Source organism: Aliivibrio fischeri ATCC 7744 = JCM 18803 = DSM 507 (assembly GCF_023983475.1).
Lineage (GTDB): Bacteria > Pseudomonadota > Gammaproteobacteria > Enterobacterales > Vibrionaceae > Aliivibrio > Aliivibrio fischeri.
Genome location: NZ_CP092712.1, coordinates 743,167 through 766,811, shown reverse-complemented (window position 1 = coordinate 766,811; position 23,645 = coordinate 743,167). Strand labels below are relative to the sequence as shown.

Below are 23,645 nucleotides of genomic sequence, written 5' to 3'. Positions count from 1 at the left end.
TTCCTAAAACAATGCCACCGTTTGGTGGCATTTTTATTTATATTTTATGAAAGCTTAGGAGCATCAAAATCAACTGGCTCATCCGTATAAATACACACATTCCATTTAGCAACTAATCCATCATCTGCGATACATTGCTGCTCAAAAAATTGTTTAATTTCATCACGTTGACAATGCGCTTCAAATGCTTCGTTATCTGCCCAAATTTCATTAAAGGCAATAGGATAGCTATCACCTTCAGCAAATGGGGTTTGAATATGACGAGTAACAATATATTGAATACATCCATCCTCTCTTATTGTGTTTGGTTCTAAGCTTTGTAATACCTTAAATAATTCATTTAATTTACCTTCTTTTGGTAAAAACTGAGCAACACAATACACTTTTTTAGACATACAGCTTTCCTTGTTATATTGACTGAAATGAGGATATATCTCATCATTAGATGTATTTAACTAACGAGCCTAATGATGAAATCAGACGTAGATAAAATGCTAAATAAACATCAACAGCTAACCCATAGTGTTGATGTCAAAGTCACTTCTCATACTCAAAGATATATCGGTGATTGGATACAGCATACTATTATGATTGAAGGTTGTAATGTTCCATTTAAATTTAATAGAACAAAAGCCTACCAATCTCTCAAAGGAGCAAAGGTTAATCTAACCTATTACCCTAGTAATGAAAAAATTGCAGGCTTTGATATTGAAGTAATGAGAGTCGTTCGAGTTAAGCGAAGCTAATTACGAGTCAAAAGGTGGCAAACCGTTCTCCGATTTATAAAAAGCCAATGCATCCAGTATCGACTTTTCTTTTATTGGTTTAGTAATAATATAATTTGCCCCTGCCGAGAAAAATTCTTGATTGGATTCCTCTAACGCATCAGCAGTATACGCATAAATAGGCGTCATTATTTTCAAATGATTACGAATATATTTGGTTGCTTTAATACCGCTCATTCCCGGCATTTGGTTATCCATTAAGATCAAATCAAATTCAGATTTAGAAAGCTCAGCAATACCTTGAGCTGCATCATTTCGCCACGTAACGTTTAACCCATACTTTTGGCAATAAGCTTTAGCAATGTAAGCATTCGATTTATTATCCTCAATTAATAAAATCTTTAACCCCGTTGGTAATGACGTTATCTCATTTTCTGCTTTAGCATCTGAAATATTGGCTTTATCTTCACATATCAAGACAGGAATAAGGACGCTAAATGTAGAGCCTACACCTATCGTACTATTTATAGTTATTTTACCTTTAAGTAAATCAAGTAATTGCTTAACAATAGCAAGTCCTAATCCACTTCCACCAAATTTTCTCGATTCAGAAAAGCCTGACTGCTCAAATGGCTCAAACATTCTTGCTTGCTCTTCAGCACAGATCCCGACCCCAGTATCATCAACCGAAAACTGTAAGTAATAATCAGAATTATGCTTATTAAGAGATAAGGTTAACTTTACTTTACCTTTCTCTGTAAATTTAACGGCGTTACTTAATAGATTAAAAAGGATCTGAGTTAATCTTACCTGATCAGAATTAATGAATACGTCTGGATTAACATGGTTTTCAATTGAAAAGAATACGTTTTTATTTTTACAAATAGGAAAATAAATTGCATTAATATTTTCTAATACATCACTCAGTTTAAAAGGAGCGCTATTTATTTTTAATTTCTCTTGTTCTATCTGTGAAAAATCTAAAATGTCATTTAATACAGCAAGTAAATGCTCTCCTCCTTGATGGAGAATATTCACTTGTTTTTGTTGCTCTCTATTTAAGTTACTACTTTTTAATAGACTAGATATGCCTAAAATACCATTTAAAGGTGTTCTTATTTCATGACTCATTCTTGCTAAAAAGTCAGATTTCACTTGAGCTAATTTCTCTGCCGCTCTTTGAGCTTTATAACTGTCTTCTTTAGCTTCAATTAGTTCAGAAAATGTCTGCTCTAATTTTTCCCCAATTTGATCAAACTCTAAAATACCACAACCTTGATACTCACTTCGTGTTTCATTTTTTGATACTGTATTTGTGTATTTTAATAACGAATTTAATGACAAGAGTATTTTATGCTCAAATAACCCTCGAATTAATACAGCGATAGCAATAAGTACAAAAAATGAGAGAACAACACTATAAATAAATCGTTGCTCTAACAATTCAATATTATCCTTATTTTTTAATGACAATATTGATATTTCACCCGACATTGATTTAATATTAATAGGTGTAAAGTTTAATATTTTACTCGGTATTCTTTTTCTTGTGCCGTTTAAAATAGAGGTAACTTCTTGATATATTTCTGTATTGGAACTTACACTTGATGCTAATATCTTATTATCATTAATAATAAACACATCTTGACTGTTCGTTAGTTTTTTAAGTTTATTCAAAAATGAGATGTTATTATTCAACATTACTGCATTATATATAAATGCAACAATTCTACCTGAATCATTATTAACTATAGGGGTTTTTCTAATTAAAAAATCAGCGTCTGATAAAGGATCTTCCATCTTAATATAATACCAAGTGTTAATATTAAGATTTTTTTTAATAATTATTTTCAAACACTTTTCATTTAGGCTTAAAAATGAACTATTTCCATCATCCCAGTACAGTTTGTTATTTACTTCTATAAACCTAAAGTCTGGTGAATTATAAGGGGATTTAGCTTCAATATTAGAAAAATACGTATTTAATTTATTTTTATAATCACTTTCTACATATTGATCATAGATAGCAAGACTTTCTGCATCCGTATCTTGTCGAATTTGAAGAATGGATAATCTATGTTCAAAGAAGTTATTAATTATGCCTGAGGTTTGTTGTAAGTTTCGTTTAACTTCTTCATTAATCGTATTCACACTTAATTGATAGGTATGTATGGTTATACCTACTGTTAGAATAGAAAATATAATAAAAATTGATCGAAAAATAAGATCCGCTAACGAGGCTTTACCTTTATTCATTATTAGTGTTCTACACCAGAATAACGAAATGCACGCTGTTTCAGCATATTAAGCGTTTCTTCACTCGTATCAGATGTAACAAGTTCAAACTCGCCAGAATAAACAGTAGGTACTGGTTTATTCTCTAAATCTAGTTTGATAGCTTCTGCCATTGCTATACCCGTGTCATCAGTCATACGCATAACAGTAACATCGAGCTCCCCATTTTCTATGGCTTTTAACTCTAATGAACCACCGCCCCAACCATTAATGACAGTCTTAGTGTTCTTATTTTCATTAATCGCATCAATAGCACCTAAAGCGATATCTGTAGATGAAGAATAGATAAAATCAATATCAGGGTTATCTTTTAATATATCTTGTGTTGCAGCATAAGCGCTTTCTTCAGTCGCTTCGGTATAAAAAGAAGAAGTCAGTGTGTATTTATCACTATCCATAGATTGAACAAAAACATCACCTCTTGCGGTACTCAGATAGCCATATGAATAATATAACATTCCATAATTAGCATGTTCAGGAAAACGGTGCTGAAAATAGTTTGCTAATAATTTAGTACCAATAACATGGTCAAATCCCACATAAAGTAATGGTTGGCTACCATGCCATGCTTTTACTGGAGTCGTGATGTTTTGCAAAATAATCTTTGTTTCTGGATTCTGCAATACATGTTCAATAAATTTACGATGACGAGTCGTGTTAAGAGTAAAAATTAAATAATCTGATTTTTGCTCTATCGCTTTATGCAGAGAACGGCTTTGTTCTTTAAAATCAACATTTAGACGTGTTGAGACTGGCGTTAGTTCATATTGGATATTTAACGCTTTCAGACGTGATTCAAGAGCAACAATATTTCGTTGCCAATAATCAGATGATTGCTCACCAGGATAAACAAAAGATATTTTAATTGGTTTTGTTTGTTTGATAGCTAGAGGGACTGGCTCCCCTCTAACCGCTTCTTTTAACGTATTAGTTAGTGCTTTTTCTTCAGGATATAGATCAAGATATTCATTATAGCCCCAATACCCAACTAAAACAGGATCAGCTAAAGCCAGTTTAGAGGTACAAAAAAATGAAATAAGCGATATAAATAAGGAGCTTAATAATAATCTACTGTTGCGCATTACAACCAACCAGAATACTTTCCAACTAACCAAAGGCTAATTAGAGCCATAAATCCAGCAACAATATCATCAAGCATGATGCCAAAGCCGCCATGAACTTTATTATCTAACCATCCAATTGGCCAAGGTTTTACCATGTCGAAAAATCGAAACAAAATAAAACCAGTTAGTAACCATTTCCAATCAGTTACTTCTAAATTTAAATATGGAACAATGCTCATGGTGATCCATAAACCAACAAACTCATCCCATACAATTGATCCATGGTCATGAACCTTCATGTCAGCTGAAGTAATGTCGCAAATCTTAATACCAATAAGAGCAGAGGCGATAACCACTATGACAAACAAAGTAAACGGTAACTGAGCAAGTAATAAATACAAAGGAATCGCAGCCAGTGTACCCATGGTTCCAGGTATTATTGGAGAGAGGCCACTCCCAAATCCAGTAGCTAATAAATGCCACGGGTTTTTGAGACTAATTAAGGCTAGAGGGTTTGTCATTGTTCTCTCCTAAAGTGGTCGTAACCTAATAATTGCCAATCTAATAGTTTATTATTATCAAACAATTGTACACTATCTGGTAAACCATTAAATGGTTTATCAATTATCTCACCAATTATACTAATTTTTTTATTTAAAATAGTAGCTATTTGTTTGATTGCTTTACTATTTTTTTTAGGTGCAGTGAAGCAAAGTTCATATTCTTCACCACTAGTTAATGCAAGTTTCTGACATTTTTCTTTATCTTGACGATAATACGTAACAAGTTCACTTGAAATAGGTAAATTATTAACATTAATAACGGCACTCACATTTGATTGCTTTAATATATGACCTAGATCCGAAATTACACCATCAGAAATATCTAATGCTGCGTGACATAAATGACGAATATCTTGCGCAAGCTCAACTTGTGGTGTTGAGTAATAATGACGTTTTTCTAACTCCTTTTCTAACTCTCCCTTCACATTTTTTTGTGAATTTAAAATCACTTCAAGGCCTGCGGCACTATCACCTAAATTACCTGTAACATAAATATCATCACCTATTTGTGCAGCACTTCGAGTTAATGCAGTTCCTTTAGGTATAATTCCTTGTACCGTAATAGTAATGCTTAAAGGCCCTTTTGTTGTATCTCCACCAATGAGCTCAACTTGATATTGTTTAGCTAAATCAAAGAATCCTTTACAAAATCCTTCTAGCCACTTTTCATCAGATTGAGGTAGGGTCAATGCTAAAGACACCCACGTTGGTTTTGCTCCCATAGCCGCTAAATCACTTAAGTTAGACGCTAGTGCTTTATGCCCTACACTAACAGGATCTGCATCAGCTAAAAAATGCGTTCCGGCGGCTAAAGTATCTGTGGTTATCGCTACTTGATAGCCCTCAGGTACAGTTACTAATGCGCAATCATCCCCAATACCCAAATCAACATCATCACGCGAAACATTTTCTTGAACAAAAAATCGATCGATTAAATTAAATTCACTACACATATTCGATTAATACTGTTTTTTAGTTATAAAAAAGGCCAGCAACGAGGCTGACCTTTACGATTTAATTAGTATGCTACGACCAACTTACTTTTTACGTAAAGTTGGAGCCGCTTTATCTAATACACCGTTTACAAACTTGTGGCTATCTTCTGCTGCGAATACTTTTGCAAGTTCAATCGCTTCATTGATAACAACTTTGTATGGTACATCATCACGATTCATCATCTCGTAAATAGACATACGTAGTAACGCAAGTTCCATTTGGTCAAGATCTTGAAGCGGACGAGATAAGTATGGGCGCATTTTCCCATCTAATTTCATATGATTTAGAGCTACGCCTGAGAAAAGATCGCGGAAATACGCTACATCTGTCTCTGGAGTTTGTAGCTTAGGCTCATTTGCATGATGCTCTTCTTCATCATATTTTTCAGCAGTTAAAAACTGCTCTTCGATATCTGCAACATTTTCTTTGCTTAGTTGCCATGAATAGATTGCTTGAAGAGCAAATTGACGTGCATTACGACGTGCGGCTGGTTTCACACTAACCCCCATTAGGATTCGATTTGAGACAGAACATTAATCATTTCGAGTGCGCTTAGTGCAGCCTCTGCCCCTTTATTACCAGCCTTGGTACCGGCGCGCTCGATTGCTTGATCGATAGTATCAACAGTCAAAACACCAAATGCTACTGGAATGCTATATTCCAGAGATACTTGTGCTAGACCTTTATTACATTCACTACATACATAGTCAAAATGTGGTGTGCCACCACGAATAACAGAACCCAATGAAACGATAGCATCATACTTTGCTGTTTTAGCTACTCGTTGAGCAACTAACGGTAATTCTACGGCACCTGGGCAGCGAACAACGGTGATGTTTTCTTCAGATACTTGACCAAAACGCTTTAGAGTGTCGATAGCACCTGAAAGTAGACTTTCATTAATAAAGCTATTAAAGCGAGAAATAACAATTGCAATTTTCGCATTAGGAGCAGCAACGCCGCCTTCGATTACGTTCATGAGCCTTCCTGTATCTGTTTTATTCCAATTAAACTGGTTTCTATTTATCAACTACGCATTCATAGTGAGAATCGCCGGATTCTATCACAGCTTTGTGACAAATATCTAATTATTTAGGCCCTACTCATCGAATAGGGCCATATATTTATGCTTTTATTTCGTTACGTATTCAACAACGTTCAAACCAAAGCCAGATAAGGCATGGTAACGCTTTGACGTTGATGAAAGTAAACGCATGTCAGAAATACCAATATCAGCCAAAATTTGAGAGCCAACACCCACACGACGAGAAGTACCTTGCTTCTTCGCCATGGTTGGTGCTTCACCACTGTCTTGACGTTCAAGAACTTTCACTTTATGTACGATATTATCTGTTGATTCTTCATTACCAAGAATCACTAATACACCACCTTCATTGGCAATACGCTGCATTGCCGTTGGTAATGTCCAACTGCGTTCTGCGCAACGATCTGAGTGTAAAATATCAGTGAATGTATCTTGTAAGTGAACACGTACTAACGGTGCTTCACTTGATGTATTTTCTTTCTTAAGTGCGTAGTGAAGTTGATTATCAATTGTGTCACGGTAAGTCACCAAATCAAACTCACCAAACTCTGTTGGTAATTTACATTCAGCTACACGTTCAATTGTCGTTTCATTGTTATTACGATATTCAATTAAATCAGCAATCGTACCTAATTTAATGCCGTGTTTTTCAGCAAAAATTTCCAAATCAGGACGACGGGCCATTGTTCCATCATCATTTAAGATTTCAACAATCACACCAGCAGGCTCATAGCCAGCTAAACGAGCTAAATCACAACCAGCTTCAGTATGACCAGCACGAGTTAACACGCCACCTTCTTGTGCTGCTAGCGGGAAAATATGACCCGGTTGAACTAAATCTGCAGCAACTGCATTTTTAGCTACTGCCGCTTCAACGGTACGAGAACGGTCTGCAGCTGAAATACCGGTTGTTACGCCTTCTGCCGCTTCAATTGATACCGTAAAATTCGTTGTAAATTGTGCATTATTGTCTTGTACCATAGGAGGCAGACCTAGTTTTTCACAACGATCTTTTGTCATGGTTAAACAGATTAAACCACGTCCATGAGTTGCCATAAAGTTAATGGCTTCAGGAGTGATTTTCTCAGCGGCAATAATTAAATCACCTTCATTCTCACGATCTTCGTCATCCATAAGAATTACCATCTTACCTAAACGAATATCTTCAATAATGTCTTTTGCTGAGCTAATTGCCATGTGAAATACCTTTTATATTAATTAGGTTAAGTGGTGAGGCTTAATTTAAGAAGCCTGATTTTGCCAAAAGATCCATCGTAACAGAAGACTCTGGTTGCTCTTCTTTCTGTCCGATCACAAGTCTTTCTAAATATCGAGCGATCACATCAACTTCTAAGTTAACTTTCTGACCCACAGAAAAGTTATCCATCGTAGTCTCTGCAGCCGTGTGCGGAACAATGGTCAATTTAAATGCATTTTTTCGAATATCATTAACCGTTAAGCTAATGCCATCCACAGTAATAGAGCCTTTCTCTACAACGTATTTTGCTAATGTTTGAGGCAATTGTATCCAAAACTCAATGGCACGGCCGGTTTGGTGACGTTCAATTATTTCACCGACAGCATCGACGTGACCAGAAACAATGTGCCCACCAAATCGGGTTGTTGGCAACATCGCTTTTTCAAGATTTACCTTATCGCCAGCTTTATAATTAACAAAACCGGTACGCTTTAAGGTCTCTAACGATAAATCCGCAGTGTAAGTTTGCTCTGTCATCGCAACAACCGTTAAGCAAACACCATTAGTAGCGATACTATCTCCAAGCTTTACATCACTCATGTCTAGCTGTCCAACATTAACCGTTACGCTAATATCTTCACCTTTTGGTGTAATCGCTTGCAGTGTACCTACTGACTCAATAATTCCTGTAAACATGGCTTACCTTGCTATTGTTGCGGTAATTCGAATATCTTTACCGACCATACGTATGTCTTTTATATCCAAGTCAATTGTCTCAGACATCGTTTCTAATCCAATTAAATTAATGATGCTACGCCCATCCGCTCCCATCAATTTAGGAGCGAGATAAATAATCAATTCATCAACTAAATTTTCTTTAATCATACTTGCTGCTAATGTAGCACCAGCCTCAACCCAAATATGATTTACATTAAAATCACGAGAAATTTTATTTACGACTTCTTTAAGGTTCAATTGATCATCATCAACACAACATTGTATATGATTTTCAGAAGTCACGATTGGGTGTGTGTTTTGAGATGAGATCGTAACCACTTCACCAGAGGCTTGAAACAGTTTTAAATCGGATGTTAATGCATGCTGACGATCTAAAATAAAACGCATTGGCTGTCGAATAGCCGCTTGTTGGTAGCTTTCTTGAATTGAAGGAGGAAGATCGCTCCAACGCACATTTAATGAGGCATTATCGTCAATCACCGTTTTCGCTGTTGAGAATATTGCACCAGATTGTGCACGATAACGTTGAACATCTTGTCTTGCTTCTTTTGAAGTGATCCATTGACTCACTCCATTTTTTAATGCGGTTTTCCCATCAAGACTCGCTGCCATTTTTAACTGTACAAATGGTTTTCCAGTTTCCATTCGAGTTAAAAAATGAGGGTTTAAGGCTCTAGCATCGGCTTCAAGCAGACCTGATGCAGTTTCAATTCCAGCTTCGTTTAACATAGCAAGACCACGACCAGCAACTTGAGGATTTGGATCAACCATGGCACAAATTACTTTTTTTACGCCCGCTTTTATAAGTCCTTCAGCGCAAGGAGGTGTGCGTCCATAATGAGAGCAAGGTTCAAGCGTAACATAAGCCGTTGCCCCTTGCGCTTCTTTTCCTGCTTGTCTTAATGCATGAACTTCAGCATGAGGCTCACCCGCTTTTAAGTGCGCCCCTTCCCCAACAATCTTCCCATCTTTAACCAATACACATCCCACATTAGGGTTGGGTGCTGTGGTATAAATGCCTTGCTTAGCTAATAAAATAGCTTTTTGCATCATCAGATGATCTTGGGTAGTAAATGTCATGTTATTTCTCTAATTTTGCAATTTCTTCACCGAACTCTTTAATATCCTCAAAGCTTCGGTAAACAGAGGCAAAACGAATATAAGCCACTTTATCGAGTTCTTTTAATTGGTCCATAACAAGGTTACCAATCATATCTGATGGAACTTCACGTTCACCAGTAGCTCGAAGCTGTGATTTTATCGTATTTAATGCGAGTTCAACTAAGTCAGCGCTAACTGGTCTTTTTTCCAATGAACGATATAGGCCGCCTGATAATTTATCTTCATCAAAAGGTTCACGGTTACCATTTGATTTAATCACTTTTGGCATCACTAATTCAGCTGATTCAAATGTAGTAAATCGCTCACTGCACGCCAAACACTGACGACGACGACGAACCTGATGTCCATCAGACACGAGTCGTGAGTCAATAACCTTAGTATCTGTTGCGCTACAAAATGGACAATGCATTACTTGCCTCCTAATTTTTTTCAATTAGTGTACAAGAAAAGCAGATGCCTGCCTATGTCCCTTCATTAAGTTCCTGTTTAAACCAAAAGAAAAACCCAGTTTTAATTATTAAAGTATCAATTAATGCAACCGATAAATGTATATACCCACATTAATTAAAAGGTTAACTATGATTTTGTCTGTCTTTAAAAGTATAAAATATCGATTATTAATCATATCACTTCTACCGACATTGATTATCTCAACATTCTTATTTCAATTGTTACTGCAAGAAAATGAAAATGTTTATGATGCCAATTACTCTTTAGAAGCCGTGACCCTTTTTAATGCCTTAGATAATGTGGCACATAACTTTGCAGTTGAGCGCGGATTAACCGCTGGTTTTATCGCCTCGAAAGGGCGTTCAGGAAAAGATAAGCTGCTCTCGCAACGACAGAAATCAGACCAAGCAGAACAAATCCTACGAAGCTTTACTCCTCTCTACCTAGACAAACAGTTAATCAACGCTCTTCTTTCAGATATCATCCAGCAACTCAATCATAAATCAACTATCCGCTCGCAAGTTGATAATCTCTCTATACAAGATTCTCCGTTTATCTATTATTCAACACTCAATCAACTTTCTCTTGATTCAATCTCAATCATCATTGGTAATATTGATGATCAATTTATTCGTAATGAAATGCTTGGTCTCTCTTCACTGTTACAGGTAAAAGAGGAGGCAGGGAAAGTTCGAGGTGCGCTTAATGGGGCATTTGCAGGAAAAAGGTCAAGCTTAGATAAATTTACAGATATAAATAGCTATATTTCAACAGAATCCCTATCAATTCGACAAGCTCAATCCGTGTTATCTAACCGCTTTACAAAAACATTAAACACCACAATTGAATCGAAAACATGGAAGCAAGTCTCTGATATTCAAGCATCATATTTATCTCAAAAAGATAACTTAAATGCTCTTAATGGACCTAATGCTAGTGAATGGTTCTCTCTAGCAACTCAGCGTATCGGTTTAATAAAAGCAATAACCGATAACATCTCAACAGAGTTAAATGATGCTGCAAAACATAATATGGACGCTGCCAAACTTACTCGCAATATTTATATTGCTATTGCTGTATGTTTGATACTTCCCATTGCTGTAGTTAGTTTATTAACAACACGCTCTATCAGTAATCGTATGACATCATTCAGTCAGCGTATTAATGAAATGTCTGCGACAAAGGATCTCACGCTGACTCTTGAAGACAATAATGAAAATGAATTTGATCATATAGCAAAGGATATTAACTCTTTAATTGAAAGTATTTCCTTACCACTAAGAGCAGCTCATAGTGTGGCATCCAAAACACAAGATGAATTGAATGAATTAAGCCATCATTTAAAGCGAGCGACTCAATCAAGCCAAACAACGTTAAGTCACTGCGATAGTATTGCAACTGCTATGACTGAAATGGCTCAAACCAGTTCTGAAATTGCAGGAGTAACTAATAATGCTCACGAAACAACGACTCAAGCCACAACCAACGCTACTAACTGTAAAGAACATACTCAAATCACGACTCGCGTTGTAAACGATTTACATCACAGTATTATTAACACACATGAGCACGTTCAAAATTTGGAAAAAGAAACGCTCAATGTTTCTGATATTTTAGACACGATAACGGCAGTCTCTGAACAAACCAACTTACTTGCATTAAATGCAGCAATCGAAGCCGCTCGTGCAGGCGATCAAGGACGAGGTTTTGCCGTTGTCGCAGATGAAGTGAGAAAACTAGCTCAACGCAGCCAAGAAGCGACTAATGATATTCGCCAGTTACTTGATGCTATTGGAAACAGTGCAAAACAATCTTTTATTTTAATGGAAGAAAGTAAAACACTGAGTAGTAAGACTCAAGACAGCGTAATTAATTCTTCTAGTTATATTGATTCTCTGCACTCTGCAGTAACAGAAATAGACAGTTTTAATACCAGTATTTCTACTGCAACCTTAGAGCAGTCTGAAACAGCAAACTCTGTTAACGCTGATATTGATGAACTTGCCTCACTGGCTAATGGAACAAATGAATTAATTCAGCATCTTGAGAGCGAAATGTACAATATTGAACAAACTATGTCTGAGTTAAGTATTCAAATTAATACAATTCGAGTTTAATGCATATTTGTTAAGCAGAAATTCGCTTTCATTGCGTATAAACGATATATTTAATAGATAGTCTAGTTTAAAGGAATTATCACAATGAAAAAAATCAGTTTAGCGTGCCTATTTACGCTTGTTTTAGCCGGTTGTAGCAGTGCACCAAAACAACAAGATAACTATCAAGACGCCTCTTTTGAACTGTGTAATACAGAAGTAAAAGTTTATTCTGTAAGTGATGATGGCCGTGTTCGTATCGTATGTAGCGATGGTTCTAAATTCCAACTGAATAATGAAAAAACATTAGATATCATGCGTGATATCAATGTTGATTACTGTACTGGTGAAGGCCTAGGTAAATTTAACGAAACTAGCCGCTACTACACTTTCCAATGTAAATCTGGCGCGTTAATTAATATTAACAAGTAATACCCAATTTAATCAGTTTCTATTTAATTAAATAGCTGACAATAAAAAGCCCCCGAACCGTGATAGTTCGGGGGCTTTTTTATTACGTGTACCTTAACTCAGCTTAGTTAGGTAATGCATTGATAGCTTGTGGACCGTTTTCCGGTTTAGTAAGTTTCATTTCCGCTAATTTAGTTAAACCAGCGTCACTGATACCACCAGAGTACAGCACTTCACCATCAGGTGTTGTGGTTGACGATTCACCCATATTCCATTGTGTGAAGAAATCACTTAGATCATAGCCTGATACATAAGAGCTACACACCATCATCAAATCACCACCAGATAATTGAGTATCAGAAGCGCTACAGTAGTTCGTACCGATCGCATCCTTGTTATCTCGAGCTAAACGGTGCATTAGCTTGATCATGTTCCAACCTTCGTCGGCACCATAAACAGACGACTTTTCTACATTAGCTTTCGTATTCCATGCATCGATCGCAAAATGAGATTCTGCCCAAACTTTTAATTGACCAAACATCACAAGGCGCATGCCCGCATTGCCATTTGCCCAAGCGTGCCCTTTATCTCCATCCATATTACTGCTTAACCATAATGGCGCTTTCTTAATATCAAAGATAATTCGATCCATTCGAGGGTTATCATTACGACCTTCAAGCTCTTGCATATACAAGGCTAAAAGGTTATTGGTTACTTCCGTACTTCCTGGTGCCATAAATGGCGCAGTCGCTAAGTTATGACCTACCTCATGCCATAATAACCAATCATTTTTAGCTTGAGTTGGGATAGTTTCTGCATTCACATTAAACGAACTGCTCATTACCGGATAACCCGAGTGAGCCGCACCAATCGAGATCTGCACATCATTAACAAAGCGATGACGGAACTCTTTTAGAGCAGGATAAGTAAAGCGACGATGTTTACCATCAGCACTCTCTTCATCACGACCGTAAAAATCACTTGCTGCATCGGCAAAACGGTTCATTTCAGCAGAGAACGTATCCAACTCAGCCTTGGTTAGGTTTTTCACGTTATTCACGTGTGTCGTATAGATGAATGATCCCGTATCAATTTCAGCGAGTTTTACGCCACTATTTGCAGGCTCTGTAACCCAAGCGCCATTTTTATACAGAGGCGCAGCCATTACACCGCTAAGCATGTATTGAACGATGCCATTTTTATCTAACGGTTGAATGTACACTAAACCACCATAAGGCGAGTCGATTTTAGTGGTAGCCCCCGCTTCATGTTTAAATGTCTTCGTCATACGAGGTGGACGTTTTAAACTGGTTTCATGCTGAGGGCGACCCGTTAAGTCATCAGCAAACATCACTGTGATTATCGCCGGAATATCGCCCGTAACCGTACCAACCTCATGTTGTGGCAACCACATACCGGTCGACTGATTATTGCTTGCTGAGAAAGAAACGCCAACGCCATCAGTTTCAATATCAACCGTCGTAGTTGTTACCGCGTTATTATCTGGACGCGTAGGGTAACTTGTTGTGTCCACTTTAATGCGGTAATCCCAGAATGAGCGTCCTAACATGATGCGTGTTAATGGCTTTTCTTGGTAGTTTAAAGGGTAACTTGGGTTCATGAAGCCCTTCAATTCACCTTCACCAATGATCATGTTATTAGCCACTAGCGTCGTGTTAAGATCCGCCGGACAGTCAGCATTACCACCATAAGTATTGTTAGTATAACAATTCATGTACTCAACAAGGCGCTTAAAACCAAGTTCATCCTGGCCAACAGCTGCATCATAGTGGTAATCGTTATTGTTCCATAACCACGTCGACATATTGTCATACGTCTGATTTAACTCATTGATTGGAAGGCGCTTACCTTGCTTACCCCCTGAACGATAATAAAGTTCATGATCCGCCAACGCTTGCATGTTCGTACCCAAACTGGCCGCTTTAACCATGCTGCTTACTTCAAATTGAATACGTTCAAAATCCGCTCGACCGTATGCACGCTCAGGGATACCTGTTCCAGAGCGCACTTCTATACAGTTAAACTCATATTCATAGTCATGAGTACAACGTGGAGTACCAGGAAAGGCCACCTCTAGCTCTTTAAATGCCGCTTCACGCTCTTCTGCATTATTGACTCGAATGAGTGCTCGATGAGTCGATTCACTGCCATCGCTGTTGGTAACCTTATACGTTGGTACATGGAACGGGGTTTTCAGCATGTCTTCAGCAGAAGCCCATGTAACCGTTCCATCACTGTTTACCGTAAAGGGCGGTTTACCCGCTGAGATATCATCAAAGCGCTGAAGTACGACCACTTCTTTTTCTTGTTTTTGGTTTAACACTGGTGACTTATTGCAATATTTATTACCCGCATCACAGTTACTTTGGGTGATGTTGGCAACGTTCGGCCCACCAAGTGAAACACCTGCCGCATCGGCTAATCGAGCTATCGGCTCAGGGTTATTTACATCAATACCATCCATAAATAAAACGTTACCACCTTCATTTATGTAATGAATAAGAGCCGTGATATCCTCTTTGGTTAATTTAGGATCATTTAAATCCGCAGAATTATTATTAAATGAACCATGAATACCGTAAGCCTGAAGAATAAGAATTGGCGTGGTTGATGGATTTAATGATGAATAACCTCCAGATGAAATCTCACTAACATTTAACCCATAAGTTTCATCAATAAAGAAATCATAACGTAAACCCGCATCGTTATTTGCCATGGCAAATACACCTTTCTCGATGTTAGTTGCAACGTTATGACGTCCGCCTGACTTAAACCAATCAAACAAGTTAAGAAAATATCGCTGCATATCCCCATGATCTGAACGAGGATCAGATCCGGTTACGTTCGATGTACATTCTTTTGATTGTGCGTTAACGCGAACTTCATTCCATCCATTTGCCCAAAAATTATCAGGGCACGATAGGATTGATGGATACATGGAGTTACCCATGAAAACCACTTTCCCCTTCCCGATCTCCCCAGCACTCACGAAAGGTAACCCATAAGTTGCGATATCATCTTCAACCGTTGGTACTTTAGGCATTGTTATACCTGGATATTCTGCGATATAAGGTTTACCTTCTCGCGTCCAAGCTTGAGCACTATTAAACGGAATTAATCGGTTAATGTCATTACGATCCATCATTACAGGAAAAGCACGATTTGAAAGGTTTAATGCGCGATTACCACGAGCCCAACCAGTCGCACCATAGCCACCTTGATTATCATGGAAGACATGGAACGTTTCTACGTTATTAAAAATAGTCTTAAGAGAGTCCGTAACGTATGTGCCATTGTTAAGTGTTGAATAGACCGCAGGCGACTTAATGTGATAAGCACTTGCATTATTGTTAAGTTTCGCATCAATAATTGACGTTAATCCTGACTCAAATTGGCCATCAAACTCATCAGGCACGAACTTATCCGTCGTCCCTTCAATCAGACCGCCATTTGGTAATCTAAGATTAATCAATTCATTAATCACGTTAGGGTATTCAGAGAACACATCGATGACTTTTTTGCTAATAACAAGGCTCTCACCACTCATATCACCATAGCGTTCAAGAAGAGATTGAATGTTATTTTTAGCTACAGCATTGTCCGTCACATCGGTAATTTTATACGATAACTTATTCCCTTTCACTGCTCCAAATTCAAACGTATCAATACCAAACGTCAGTTTATCACCCCAAAGGTATTCGAAAGAGCCATCCGAAGCAGTTACGCCTCTTGAGTTATTAGAGAAGAAGCTCACGCCAGCCAATGGCTTACCGTTCGCATCGGTCAGTTTACCTAGCGTCAATACTTGATTTTCTACACTCGGTTTATAGGCGTATGTTTCTTCAGCACTTGCTGAAATAAAAGGGGCATCAAGAGTCGGCTTTACTCCCTCAGACTCTTGTGGTTTCACATTAGCATCGACGTGTGAGCTCGGTGCTTTATCTACCTCATCGGTGGCCTCACTTTCAATTTGTTTATTTTTTAGCTCAACAAACTCATTTACCGCAGTGTTATTGTCTAGCGTCAAATAGATCTCTTCAATATCAATTGAGTCAAATTCTGTTAAACATATAGTATTATCATCATCACAGGAGTTAATAGCCTGCAAAATCTTAGTAGCATTTTCACCATGCTCAGTATTCTCATACTGTTCTAAAAGATTAAATGATTTTTCAACCTTATCTGACGGACTTGCTATGCGAGATACCCCAGGAAACGGAGCTATGAAAGACCCAAGGTGCACAGCCCCCAATTGACAATCAAAACTTTGCCCCTGATTAACCTCAAATGTTCCTTCAGTTAATGTTTGACCATCACAACTCACCTCACCTTTAAGAACTTGGCCACTAGCAGTTAACTTGCCTATATAAGTGACAGGCGGCAGTATATCCGTTGGCGGAATGGTTTCAGGTTTAGTCGACGTTCCTCCACCAACCTCTATACTCTCTTGATTACAGCCAGCTAGCAGCATTGGTATCAATGACGCTAATAATAGTTTTTTATTCATGATTCAACCTTTTAGAAGTGCTGAAACTAAACGTTCAGTTCACTAAGATCGAAACATACCACAACTATTTTTAGTTATTCTCAAAAATAATACAGAAATAGAATTAAAATCATGAAACAGAAATTACTTTGCATATTTATCATTATTTATCTGTACTTTATTTCACACTTGTTAACGTAAAAAACCATACCAATAACTGATTAAATACAAAATAATCGTATAGAAAAGAAATAGTTAAAACTATCAATAAAAAAGGCTAGCCCATTACAGGCTAGCCTTTAACATTTTAATTGTCTCGTCCTGAAATGTGTTTACACATTTAGGACTTTTATATGACAAATCAAGAAAAAACAAAGAATAAGCGAACTCAACGCGATTATTCATTAGGCTTTAAATTGCAGCTTGTTGCCGCTATAGAAAAAGGCGATATGACCTATAAGCAAGCTCAAAACATTTATGGCATTCAAGGTCGATCTACCGTACTTACTTGGTTAAGAAAACACGGTAAGATGGACTGGTCTCAATCACCTAAGATTATTATGCCTAAATCCCCGAAAGCGAAAGAATCGCCTGCACAAAAAATTAAACGTTTAGAGCGAGAGCTTGATGATGAAAGAATGCGTAATTTATTACTTAATGAAGTAGTGAATATCATGGACGCAGAACATGGTGCAGGCCTTAGAAAAAAGTATATTGCCAAGGAGCAAGAAGTCTTCAAAAGCAGAAAATGATCAGCTTAGAGCGAGCTAGTCAGCTACTTGGCATTACAAGACAATGTATATACCAACAAGAACGTAGAGCTCTGAAACGTGCCGTTGAACTTTCACCGGTTAAAAATATGGTGCAAGAAATTCGTCGATATATGCCTCGTATTGGAGGTAAAAAATTATATTTTTTACTTAAGCCCAAATTCATCACTCATGGCATAAAGTTAGGCAGAGATAACTTTTTTTCCTATTTAAGAAATGAGTGCTTATTAGTAAAACCTAAACGAAGTTATACAAAAACTACCTATAGTAAGCATTGGATGAAAAAACATCCTAATTTACTTAAAGAAGTAACACCTCAAGCATCTGAAGAGGTTTTTGTTAGTGATATCACTTACGTTCAATCACAAAAAGGTATTCATTATTTATCTTTAGTAACAGATGCTTATAGTCGAAAGATAATGGGATATGAATTAAGTGATGAAATGAAAGCTACTGATGTAGTCAAAGCTCTTGATATGGCGATAGATAGCCGTCAATATCAAAGGAGTACGATTCATCATTCAGACCGAGGATTACAGTATTGTTCAAAGGTTTATCAGGAAAAATTGAATAAAAATGATATTAAGCCATCAATGACGGATGGTTATGATTGCTATCAAAATGCATTAGCAGAGCGAATAAATGGGATACTTAAACAAGAGTTTCTTTTGTATGACTGTAAAGATTTAGAGGAGTTAAGGCATTTAGTTGAAGAATCTATTTTTATTTATAATGAAATGCGGCCACATTTAAGCTTGGGAATGAGTACACCAAATCAAGTACACAAAAAAGCCAAGTGCGTACGCACTTAGCTTTCAATTAAAAATCGTCAACGTATTTTAGGACGAGACAAATAAAGTAAAAAATTAAGCGTAAACTGGTAGACGCTTACAGATTTCTAATACTTTTGCTTTTGTCGCTTCAATTACAGACTCATCACCCATGTTATCTAGAATGTCACACATCCAGCCCGCAAGGTTTTTCGCATCTTCTTCAGTAAAACCGCGACGCGTAATTGAAGGCGAACCAATACGAATACCAGAAGTAACAAATGGGCTACGAGGATCATTCGGTACTGAGTTCTTATTTACAGTAATGTTAGCAGAACCTAGTGCAGCATCCGCTTCTTTACCCGTAATATCTTTATCAATTAAATCAACTAGGAACAGGTGGTTCTCAGTTGAACCTGAAACGATGTTGTAACCACGAGCTAAGAATTCAGCAACCATTGCTTTTGCATTAGCAACAACACGAGCTTGATATTCTTTGAACTCAGGCTCAAGCGCTTCTTTAAATGCAACGGCTTTACCAGCGATAACGTGCATTAAAGGACCACCTTGACCACCAGGGAATACTGCTGAGTTTAACTTCTTGTAAAGATCTTCACCTTCATTAGAAAGGATAAGACCACCACGAGGACCTGCCAGTGTTTTGTGTGTCGTTGTTGTTACAACGTGAGCATGAGGCACAGGGTTAGGGTAAACACCTGCAGCAATAAGACCTGCTACGTGAGCCATATCTACAAAGAAGTAAGCGCCAACTTTGTCTGCGATTTCACGCATACGTGCCCAATCACATACTTGAGAGTAAGCAGAGAAACCGCCGATGATCATCTTAGGTTTATGTTCTACTGCTAATGCTTCCATTTCTTCATAGTCAATTTGACCATTTTCATCAATACCGTAAGGAATGATGTTGTAAAGTTTACCAGAGAAGTTTACTGGAGAACCGTGAGTTAAGTGACCACCATGAGCAAGGCTCATACCTAATACAGTATCACCCGCATTTAGCAGTGCCATGTAAACTGCGTTATTCGCTTGTGAACCAGAGTGAGGCTGTACGTTTGCGTACTCAGCACCAAACAGCTCACATGCACGTTCAATAGCAAGTGTTTCAACTTTATCTACGTACTCACAACCACCGTAGTAACGTTTGCCAGGGTAACCTTCAGCATATTTGTTCGTTAATTGTGAACCTTGAGCTTCCATTGCTCGTGGGCTAGTGTAGTTTTCAGAAGCAATCAGCTCGATATGCTCTTCTTGACGTACTGTTTCTTCCTGGATTGCTGCAAATAAGTCTGCATCGTAATCGGCAATGTTCATATCACGCTTAAGCATCTGTATCTCCTGACTCAGATAAATATAAAACCCAAAAATAGCCCAATGACGCAAACGTTTACGTCACCAGTCTCAACTGCAATGTATTCTACATAATTTGATCTGGATCAGATACCCTAAATTGCATATTAATTTGTTATTTTTGTTGCGGATTACTCATTATCAACATGAAATATATTCATAATCATCAATATAAATAACTAGTTATTCAAATAATTGCATGAACGAAAACAGAGATATGACATTTTAATATTGTTATATATGTCAATTTTTCTGCTTTACACTCTGTAAAGGCTTTACTACAAATCCTCTATTTATTTACACCTAGCTAATTGCATAAATTCCGATTCACTCTATCCTAGCGACCATTATTATGTTCGTCGCAAGGTATTGCACACTGTGGAAAAAATAAAACATTCACATAAAGAAGATGTGATCGCTATTTTGACAGGCACTTTTTTAGTATCACAAGGGATTTTCTTTTTACAAGCCGCACATTTACTGACTGGCGGAACAACAGGATTAGCTTTATTAATTAGCCAAATGAGTGGCATCAGCTTTGGTATTCTTTATTTTCTATGTAACCTACCTTTTTATGCTCTGGCTTGGCAACGCTTTGGGAAACGTTTCGCATTAACCAGTTTAATTTCTGGGGCGCTTGTTTCTATCATGACTGATCATTTGAATATGATGATTTCAGTGGATCATATCAATGATATTTACTGTGCCGTTGCTGGTGGGTTATTGATGGGTTTAGGTATGTTGATTCTATTTAGACACCGCTCAAGTTTAGGTGGTTTCAATGTGCTATGTCTGTTTATTCAGGAGAAATTCGGGATCTCTGTAGGTAAAGTTCAAATGGCCATTGATTGCTGTATTTTAACGGCTTCGTTTTTCTTTATCACTCCATGGTTACTCTTCGTTTCAGTATTAGGTGCTGTTGTTCTCAATATTGTATTGGCAATGAACCACAAGCCAACTCGTTATATTGTTACCTACGGTTCTTAAGCTAAATACAATAATGCCCATACAAATGAATGTATGGGCATTTTTATCTCATCTATTTTCTACAAAATATCTGATTATTTACTTAAATTAGTATTATTTTGAAACGGTACAGTTTCTCAATACGACTCGACCAAGCTCTAAAATGGCTTCATCGCCTTTTCCATGAAATACAATTGCAGAGCTAACATCGGGCATATCATCATTTAATACATACTTCATTCCTGATGCCGATACCGCACGTTTTAATACGTATTCCTCTTTCGGTAGCTTTAACAACGCATCATCATTATTGAACGTAATATCAAAATTTCTTCCTGCTTCACACTCATAATGCACAGGTTTCGCTGACCCCATATCTGGAACCGTCACTGAAGAACAACCACCAAGCACACCAAAAATAGCCAACACCAATAATCTCTTCATTCTTTTAAACCTATGTTAATTCTAACCTTGTAACTATAGGATAAAACAGAGCCATTAAGATGTTTCAAAAAAGATATTTATTTATATAAATGGCAAGCCACTTCATGCGCATTATTATCAAGCAATTGTCTTTTGGGCTCATCACGAAAACATTGTTCTTCCGCCTGTGGGCAACGTGTTGAAAAACGACACCCTTTTGGAGGATTAATTGGAGAAGGTACATCGCCTTTTAATATAATCCTTTCTTTCCCTCTAAATTTAGGATGAGATACAGGAATAGCGGATAATAGTGCCTTGGTATAAGGGTGTTTAGGTGAATGATAAAGCGTCTCTGAATCCCCATACTCAACAATTTTACCCAGATACATCACCGCCACTTTATCTGAAATATGCTTGACCACCGATAAATCATGGGCAATAAAAATTAACGCCAGATTCATCTCTTTTTGTAAATCGAGTAATAAGTTAACGATTTGCGCTTGAACAGAAACATCTAATGCCGAAACCGATTCATCACACACGATCAATTTAGGTTTTAATGCTATTGCCCTAGCGATACCAATACGTTGTTTTTGTCCACCAGAAAACTCATGAGGATATCGAGTAGCAGCACTTGGTGGTAATCCTACTTTAATCAGTAACTCTTCGACCCATTGCTTTCGCTCTTCTTTTGTTCCTACATCATGAATAACAAACGGTTCTTCTAAGATCATTTCGATGGTATGACGAGGGTTTAATGATTCGGTTGGGTCTTGAAAAATAATCTGCATTTCTTGGCGCAATGAGCGCATCTCTTTATTGCCCAAATGGGTAATGTCTTTTCCTTCAAAAAAGATACGTCCTACTGTTGGTTCAAATAATTTAAGTAAACTACGGCCTAACGTACTTTTACCGCAACCAGACTCACCAACTAAACCTAAGGTTTCCCCCTTATTCACACCTAATGACACCCCATCAACAGCATGAACGACGTAACCTTTATTAAAAATCCCTTTTCCCGAATAAAAGTGTAATTTCAGATCATCAACTCGTAATAATTCACTCATTTTGCCTCCTCATTACTGATTAATGCTTCACTAAAATGACAACTTACTTGATGTAATACCCCGACTTGATTCATGGCTGGCACTTCTACCTCGCACTTGTCCTGCTTGTATTTACAACGCGTTGAGAAACGGCAACCACTAGGCATTTCATTTAAAGAAGGGACGGTTCCAGGAATGGTATCCAACTCGGTTTTTGGTTTTAAATGTAAGCTCGGCATTGATGCCATCAAACCTTGTGTATAAGGGTGTTTAGGGTTATCAAATAATTCAAAGATCCCCGCTTGTTCAGCGACACGTCCTGCATACATCACCACTACTTCATCACAAATTTCAGCGACAACGCCAAGATCATGGGTAATAAAAATGATCGACATACCCGTTTCATCTTGAAGTTTTTTCATTAACTCTAAAATTTGTGCTTGAATCGTGACATCCAATGCAGTTGTTGGCTCATCACAAATCAAGATATCAGGCTCACAAGCCAACGCTATCGCAATCATGACTCGTTGACGCATACCACCAGATAAATTATGAGGGTATTCATGAAGACGTGATTCAGGCGATGGGATCCCCACTTTTTCAAGCATTTCTAAAGAATAAGCAAGGCGCTGCTTTTTATCAAAATCCGGACGATGAAGTTCTAACACCTCATTAATTTGTTTCCCTATGGTATGAACAGGATTAAGTGCTGTCATTGGATCTTGAAAAATCATTGAGATACGGTTACCGCGCATTTCATATAATTTATCAGGGCTTAGTTGAATTAAATCCGTATCTCCATACAAGATCCGCCCACTGACGACATTGCCATAAGGTTTAGGCAATAACCCCATAATCGACATTGAGGTAACGCTTTTTCCACATCCTGATTCACCAACAATGCCAATGGTTTTTCCTTTTGGGACTTGAAAACTGACACCATCAAGCACCCTCACCGTTCCCTCATCCGTTTGAAATTCAGTGACTACATTTTCCACTGATAAAACAATTTCTCTATCCATATGCTTCTTCGCTATTTTTATTATTATTTACACTAGGCGATCCCTCGCCTAGTCTTTATTACTGGCTATC

The 23,645-nt window shown here is 37.5% G+C and carries 21 protein-coding genes; 5 read left to right on the top strand and 16 right to left on the bottom strand.

The window, feature by feature from the left end; genetic code table 11:
- Positions 1–44: 44 nt before the first annotated feature.
- A complete protein-coding gene (locus tag AVFI_RS03630) occupies positions 45–395 on the bottom strand; it encodes a putative quinol monooxygenase (protein ID WP_012533834.1) in 351 nt (116 codons plus the stop codon).
- Between the two features lie 72 nt (positions 396–467).
- Between AVFI_RS03630 and AVFI_RS03625 the strand changes: the two genes are divergently transcribed.
- Positions 468–746 (top strand): hypothetical protein, encoded by a 279-nt coding sequence (locus AVFI_RS03625; protein ID WP_373367050.1) that lies wholly within the window; start codon positions 468–470, stop codon positions 744–746.
- On the opposite strand, the gene AVFI_RS03620 is transcribed toward AVFI_RS03625, so the two are convergent.
- From AVFI_RS03620 to nrdR, 10 genes are all read right to left on the bottom strand, one after another.
- A complete protein-coding gene (locus AVFI_RS03620; RefSeq protein ID WP_012534091.1) occupies positions 747–2,981 on the bottom strand; it encodes a LuxQ periplasmic sensor domain-containing protein in 2,235 nt (744 codons plus the stop codon).
- A 2-nt stretch (positions 2,982–2,983) separates the two neighbouring features.
- A complete protein-coding gene (locus AVFI_RS03615) occupies positions 2,984–4,102 on the bottom strand; it encodes a substrate-binding domain-containing protein (RefSeq protein ID WP_012532964.1) in 1,119 nt (372 codons plus the stop codon).
- Positions 4,102–4,605 (bottom strand): phosphatidylglycerophosphatase A, encoded by a 504-nt coding sequence (gene pgpA / locus AVFI_RS03610; RefSeq protein ID WP_017018595.1) that lies wholly within the window; start codon positions 4,603–4,605, stop codon positions 4,102–4,104. Before pgpA ends, AVFI_RS03615 begins: the two co-directional genes overlap by 1 nt.
- A complete protein-coding gene (gene thiL / locus AVFI_RS03605) occupies positions 4,602–5,600 on the bottom strand; it encodes a thiamine-phosphate kinase (RefSeq protein WP_188863714.1) in 999 nt (332 codons plus the stop codon). Before thiL ends, pgpA begins: the two co-directional genes overlap by 4 nt.
- A gap of 84 nt (positions 5,601–5,684) precedes the next feature.
- Complete coding sequence (nusB, locus tag AVFI_RS03600; protein WP_005418093.1) at positions 5,685–6,152, bottom strand: transcription antitermination factor NusB; 468 nt, start codon at positions 6,150–6,152, stop codon at positions 5,685–5,687.
- On the bottom strand, positions 6,152–6,622 hold the full coding sequence (gene ribH, locus AVFI_RS03595) for a 6,7-dimethyl-8-ribityllumazine synthase (protein WP_005418092.1): 471 nt from the start codon (positions 6,620–6,622) through the stop codon (positions 6,152–6,154). The genes nusB and ribH overlap by 1 nt, the downstream gene beginning before the upstream one ends.
- 153 nt (positions 6,623–6,775) lie before the next feature.
- The gene (ribBA, locus tag AVFI_RS03590) at positions 6,776–7,885 is read right to left on the bottom strand and encodes a bifunctional 3,4-dihydroxy-2-butanone-4-phosphate synthase/GTP cyclohydrolase II (protein WP_012532910.1); all 1,110 of its coding nucleotides are present in this window, start codon (positions 7,883–7,885) and stop codon (positions 6,776–6,778) included.
- A gap of 40 nt (positions 7,886–7,925) precedes the next feature.
- A complete protein-coding gene (locus AVFI_RS03585) occupies positions 7,926–8,582 on the bottom strand; it encodes a riboflavin synthase (protein ID WP_012533394.1) in 657 nt (218 codons plus the stop codon).
- Between the two features lie 3 nt (positions 8,583–8,585).
- Positions 8,586–9,704 (bottom strand): bifunctional diaminohydroxyphosphoribosylaminopyrimidine deaminase/5-amino-6-(5-phosphoribosylamino)uracil reductase RibD, encoded by a 1,119-nt coding sequence (gene ribD / locus AVFI_RS03580; protein WP_065640608.1) that lies wholly within the window; start codon positions 9,702–9,704, stop codon positions 8,586–8,588.
- Position 9,705: 1 nt separating this feature from the next.
- Positions 9,706–10,155, bottom strand: a complete 450-nt coding sequence (nrdR, locus tag AVFI_RS03575; RefSeq protein ID WP_005418088.1) for a transcriptional regulator NrdR — start codon at positions 10,153–10,155, stop codon at positions 9,706–9,708.
- Between the two features lie 169 nt (positions 10,156–10,324).
- On the opposite strand from nrdR, the gene AVFI_RS03570 reads away from it, so the two are divergent.
- Both AVFI_RS03570 and AVFI_RS03565 read left to right on the top strand, forming a co-directional pair.
- Positions 10,325–12,313 carry a methyl-accepting chemotaxis protein gene (locus tag AVFI_RS03570; protein WP_054775855.1) on the top strand — a complete coding sequence of 663 codons (1,989 nt, stop codon included), beginning with the start codon at positions 10,325–10,327 and terminating at the stop codon, positions 12,311–12,313.
- Between the two features lie 84 nt (positions 12,314–12,397).
- Positions 12,398–12,724 (top strand): lipoprotein, encoded by a 327-nt coding sequence (locus tag AVFI_RS03565; RefSeq protein ID WP_011261423.1) that lies wholly within the window; start codon positions 12,398–12,400, stop codon positions 12,722–12,724.
- A gap of 103 nt (positions 12,725–12,827) precedes the next feature.
- Here AVFI_RS03565 and AVFI_RS03560 read toward each other — a convergent pair whose 3' ends face one another.
- A complete protein-coding gene (locus AVFI_RS03560) occupies positions 12,828–17,231 on the bottom strand; it encodes an SslE/AcfD family lipoprotein zinc metalloprotease (protein WP_199414904.1) in 4,404 nt (1,467 codons plus the stop codon).
- A gap of 332 nt (positions 17,232–17,563) precedes the next feature.
- Here AVFI_RS03560 and AVFI_RS03555 point away from each other — a divergent pair.
- Positions 17,564–18,792, top strand: a protein-coding gene (locus tag AVFI_RS03555) for an IS3 family transposase (RefSeq protein ID WP_408580437.1) whose coding sequence is annotated in 2 segments (ribosomal slippage) — positions 17,564–17,927 and positions 17,927–18,792 — 1,230 coding nt in all. Because the reading frame shifts where the segments join, the coding sequence is not laid out codon by codon here.
- Positions 18,793–18,846: 54 nt separating this feature from the next.
- Here the strand turns inward: AVFI_RS03555 and glyA are convergent.
- Positions 18,847–20,097 carry a serine hydroxymethyltransferase gene (gene glyA, locus AVFI_RS03550; RefSeq protein ID WP_188863806.1) on the bottom strand — a complete coding sequence of 417 codons (1,251 nt, stop codon included), beginning with the start codon at positions 20,095–20,097 and terminating at the stop codon, positions 18,847–18,849.
- A 399-nt stretch (positions 20,098–20,496) separates the two neighbouring features.
- Here glyA and AVFI_RS03545 point away from each other — a divergent pair, with 399 nt between their 5' ends.
- Positions 20,497–21,105 (top strand): YitT family protein, encoded by a 609-nt coding sequence (locus AVFI_RS03545; RefSeq protein ID WP_012533228.1) that lies wholly within the window; start codon positions 20,497–20,499, stop codon positions 21,103–21,105.
- 93 nt (positions 21,106–21,198) lie between these two features.
- Here the strand turns inward: AVFI_RS03545 and AVFI_RS03540 are convergent, their stop codons facing one another.
- From AVFI_RS03540 to AVFI_RS03530, 3 genes are all read right to left on the bottom strand, one after another.
- Complete coding sequence (locus AVFI_RS03540) at positions 21,199–21,528, bottom strand: MliC family protein (protein WP_012532970.1); 330 nt, start codon at positions 21,526–21,528, stop codon at positions 21,199–21,201.
- A 77-nt stretch (positions 21,529–21,605) separates the two neighbouring features.
- The gene (locus tag AVFI_RS03535; RefSeq protein ID WP_069581210.1) at positions 21,606–22,574 is read right to left on the bottom strand and encodes an ABC transporter ATP-binding protein; all 969 of its coding nucleotides are present in this window, start codon (positions 22,572–22,574) and stop codon (positions 21,606–21,608) included.
- Positions 22,571–23,575 (bottom strand): ABC transporter ATP-binding protein, encoded by a 1,005-nt coding sequence (locus AVFI_RS03530; protein WP_012533920.1) that lies wholly within the window; start codon positions 23,573–23,575, stop codon positions 22,571–22,573. Before AVFI_RS03530 ends, AVFI_RS03535 begins: the two co-directional genes overlap by 4 nt.
- Positions 23,576–23,645 lie beyond the last annotated feature (70 nt).

What these genes read in the sequence shown, in the direction of transcription:
- nusB (WP_005418093.1), bottom strand. Translation starts at nt 6,152, where the DNA reads ATGGGGGTTAGTGTGAAACCAGCCGCACGTCGTAATGCACGTCAATTT.
- AVFI_RS03625 (WP_373367050.1), top strand. Translation starts at nt 468, where the DNA reads ATGATGAAATCAGACGTAGATAAAATGCTAAATAAACATCAACAGCTA.
- AVFI_RS03535 (WP_069581210.1), bottom strand. Translation starts at nt 22,574, where the DNA reads ATGAGTGAATTATTACGAGTTGATGATCTGAAATTACACTTTTATTCG.
- AVFI_RS03630 (WP_012533834.1), bottom strand. Translation starts at nt 395, where the DNA reads ATGTCTAAAAAAGTGTATTGTGTTGCTCAGTTTTTACCAAAAGAAGGT.
- AVFI_RS03565 (WP_011261423.1), top strand. Translation starts at nt 12,398, where the DNA reads ATGAAAAAAATCAGTTTAGCGTGCCTATTTACGCTTGTTTTAGCCGGT.
- ribH (WP_005418092.1), bottom strand. Translation starts at nt 6,622, where the DNA reads ATGAACGTAATCGAAGGCGGCGTTGCTGCTCCTAATGCGAAAATTGCA.
- glyA (WP_188863806.1), bottom strand. Translation starts at nt 20,097, where the DNA reads ATGCTTAAGCGTGATATGAACATTGCCGATTACGATGCAGACTTATTT.
- ribD (WP_065640608.1), bottom strand. Translation starts at nt 9,704, where the DNA reads ATGACATTTACTACCCAAGATCATCTGATGATGCAAAAAGCTATTTTA.
- AVFI_RS03585 (WP_012533394.1), bottom strand. Translation starts at nt 8,582, where the DNA reads ATGTTTACAGGAATTATTGAGTCAGTAGGTACACTGCAAGCGATTACA.
- ribBA (WP_012532910.1), bottom strand. Translation starts at nt 7,885, where the DNA reads ATGGCAATTAGCTCAGCAAAAGACATTATTGAAGATATTCGTTTAGGT.
- AVFI_RS03615 (WP_012532964.1), bottom strand. Translation starts at nt 4,102, where the DNA reads ATGCGCAACAGTAGATTATTATTAAGCTCCTTATTTATATCGCTTATT.
- thiL (WP_188863714.1), bottom strand. Translation starts at nt 5,600, where the DNA reads ATGTGTAGTGAATTTAATTTAATCGATCGATTTTTTGTTCAAGAAAAT.
- AVFI_RS03530 (WP_012533920.1), bottom strand. Translation starts at nt 23,575, where the DNA reads ATGGATAGAGAAATTGTTTTATCAGTGGAAAATGTAGTCACTGAATTT.
- pgpA (WP_017018595.1), bottom strand. Translation starts at nt 4,605, where the DNA reads ATGACAAACCCTCTAGCCTTAATTAGTCTCAAAAACCCGTGGCATTTA.
- AVFI_RS03560 (WP_199414904.1), bottom strand. Translation starts at nt 17,231, where the DNA reads ATGAATAAAAAACTATTATTAGCGTCATTGATACCAATGCTGCTAGCT.
- AVFI_RS03620 (WP_012534091.1), bottom strand. Translation starts at nt 2,981, where the DNA reads ATGAATAAAGGTAAAGCCTCGTTAGCGGATCTTATTTTTCGATCAATT.
- AVFI_RS03570 (WP_054775855.1), top strand. Translation starts at nt 10,325, where the DNA reads ATGATTTTGTCTGTCTTTAAAAGTATAAAATATCGATTATTAATCATA.
- AVFI_RS03540 (WP_012532970.1), bottom strand. Translation starts at nt 21,528, where the DNA reads ATGAAGAGATTATTGGTGTTGGCTATTTTTGGTGTGCTTGGTGGTTGT.
- nrdR (WP_005418088.1), bottom strand. Translation starts at nt 10,155, where the DNA reads ATGCATTGTCCATTTTGTAGCGCAACAGATACTAAGGTTATTGACTCA.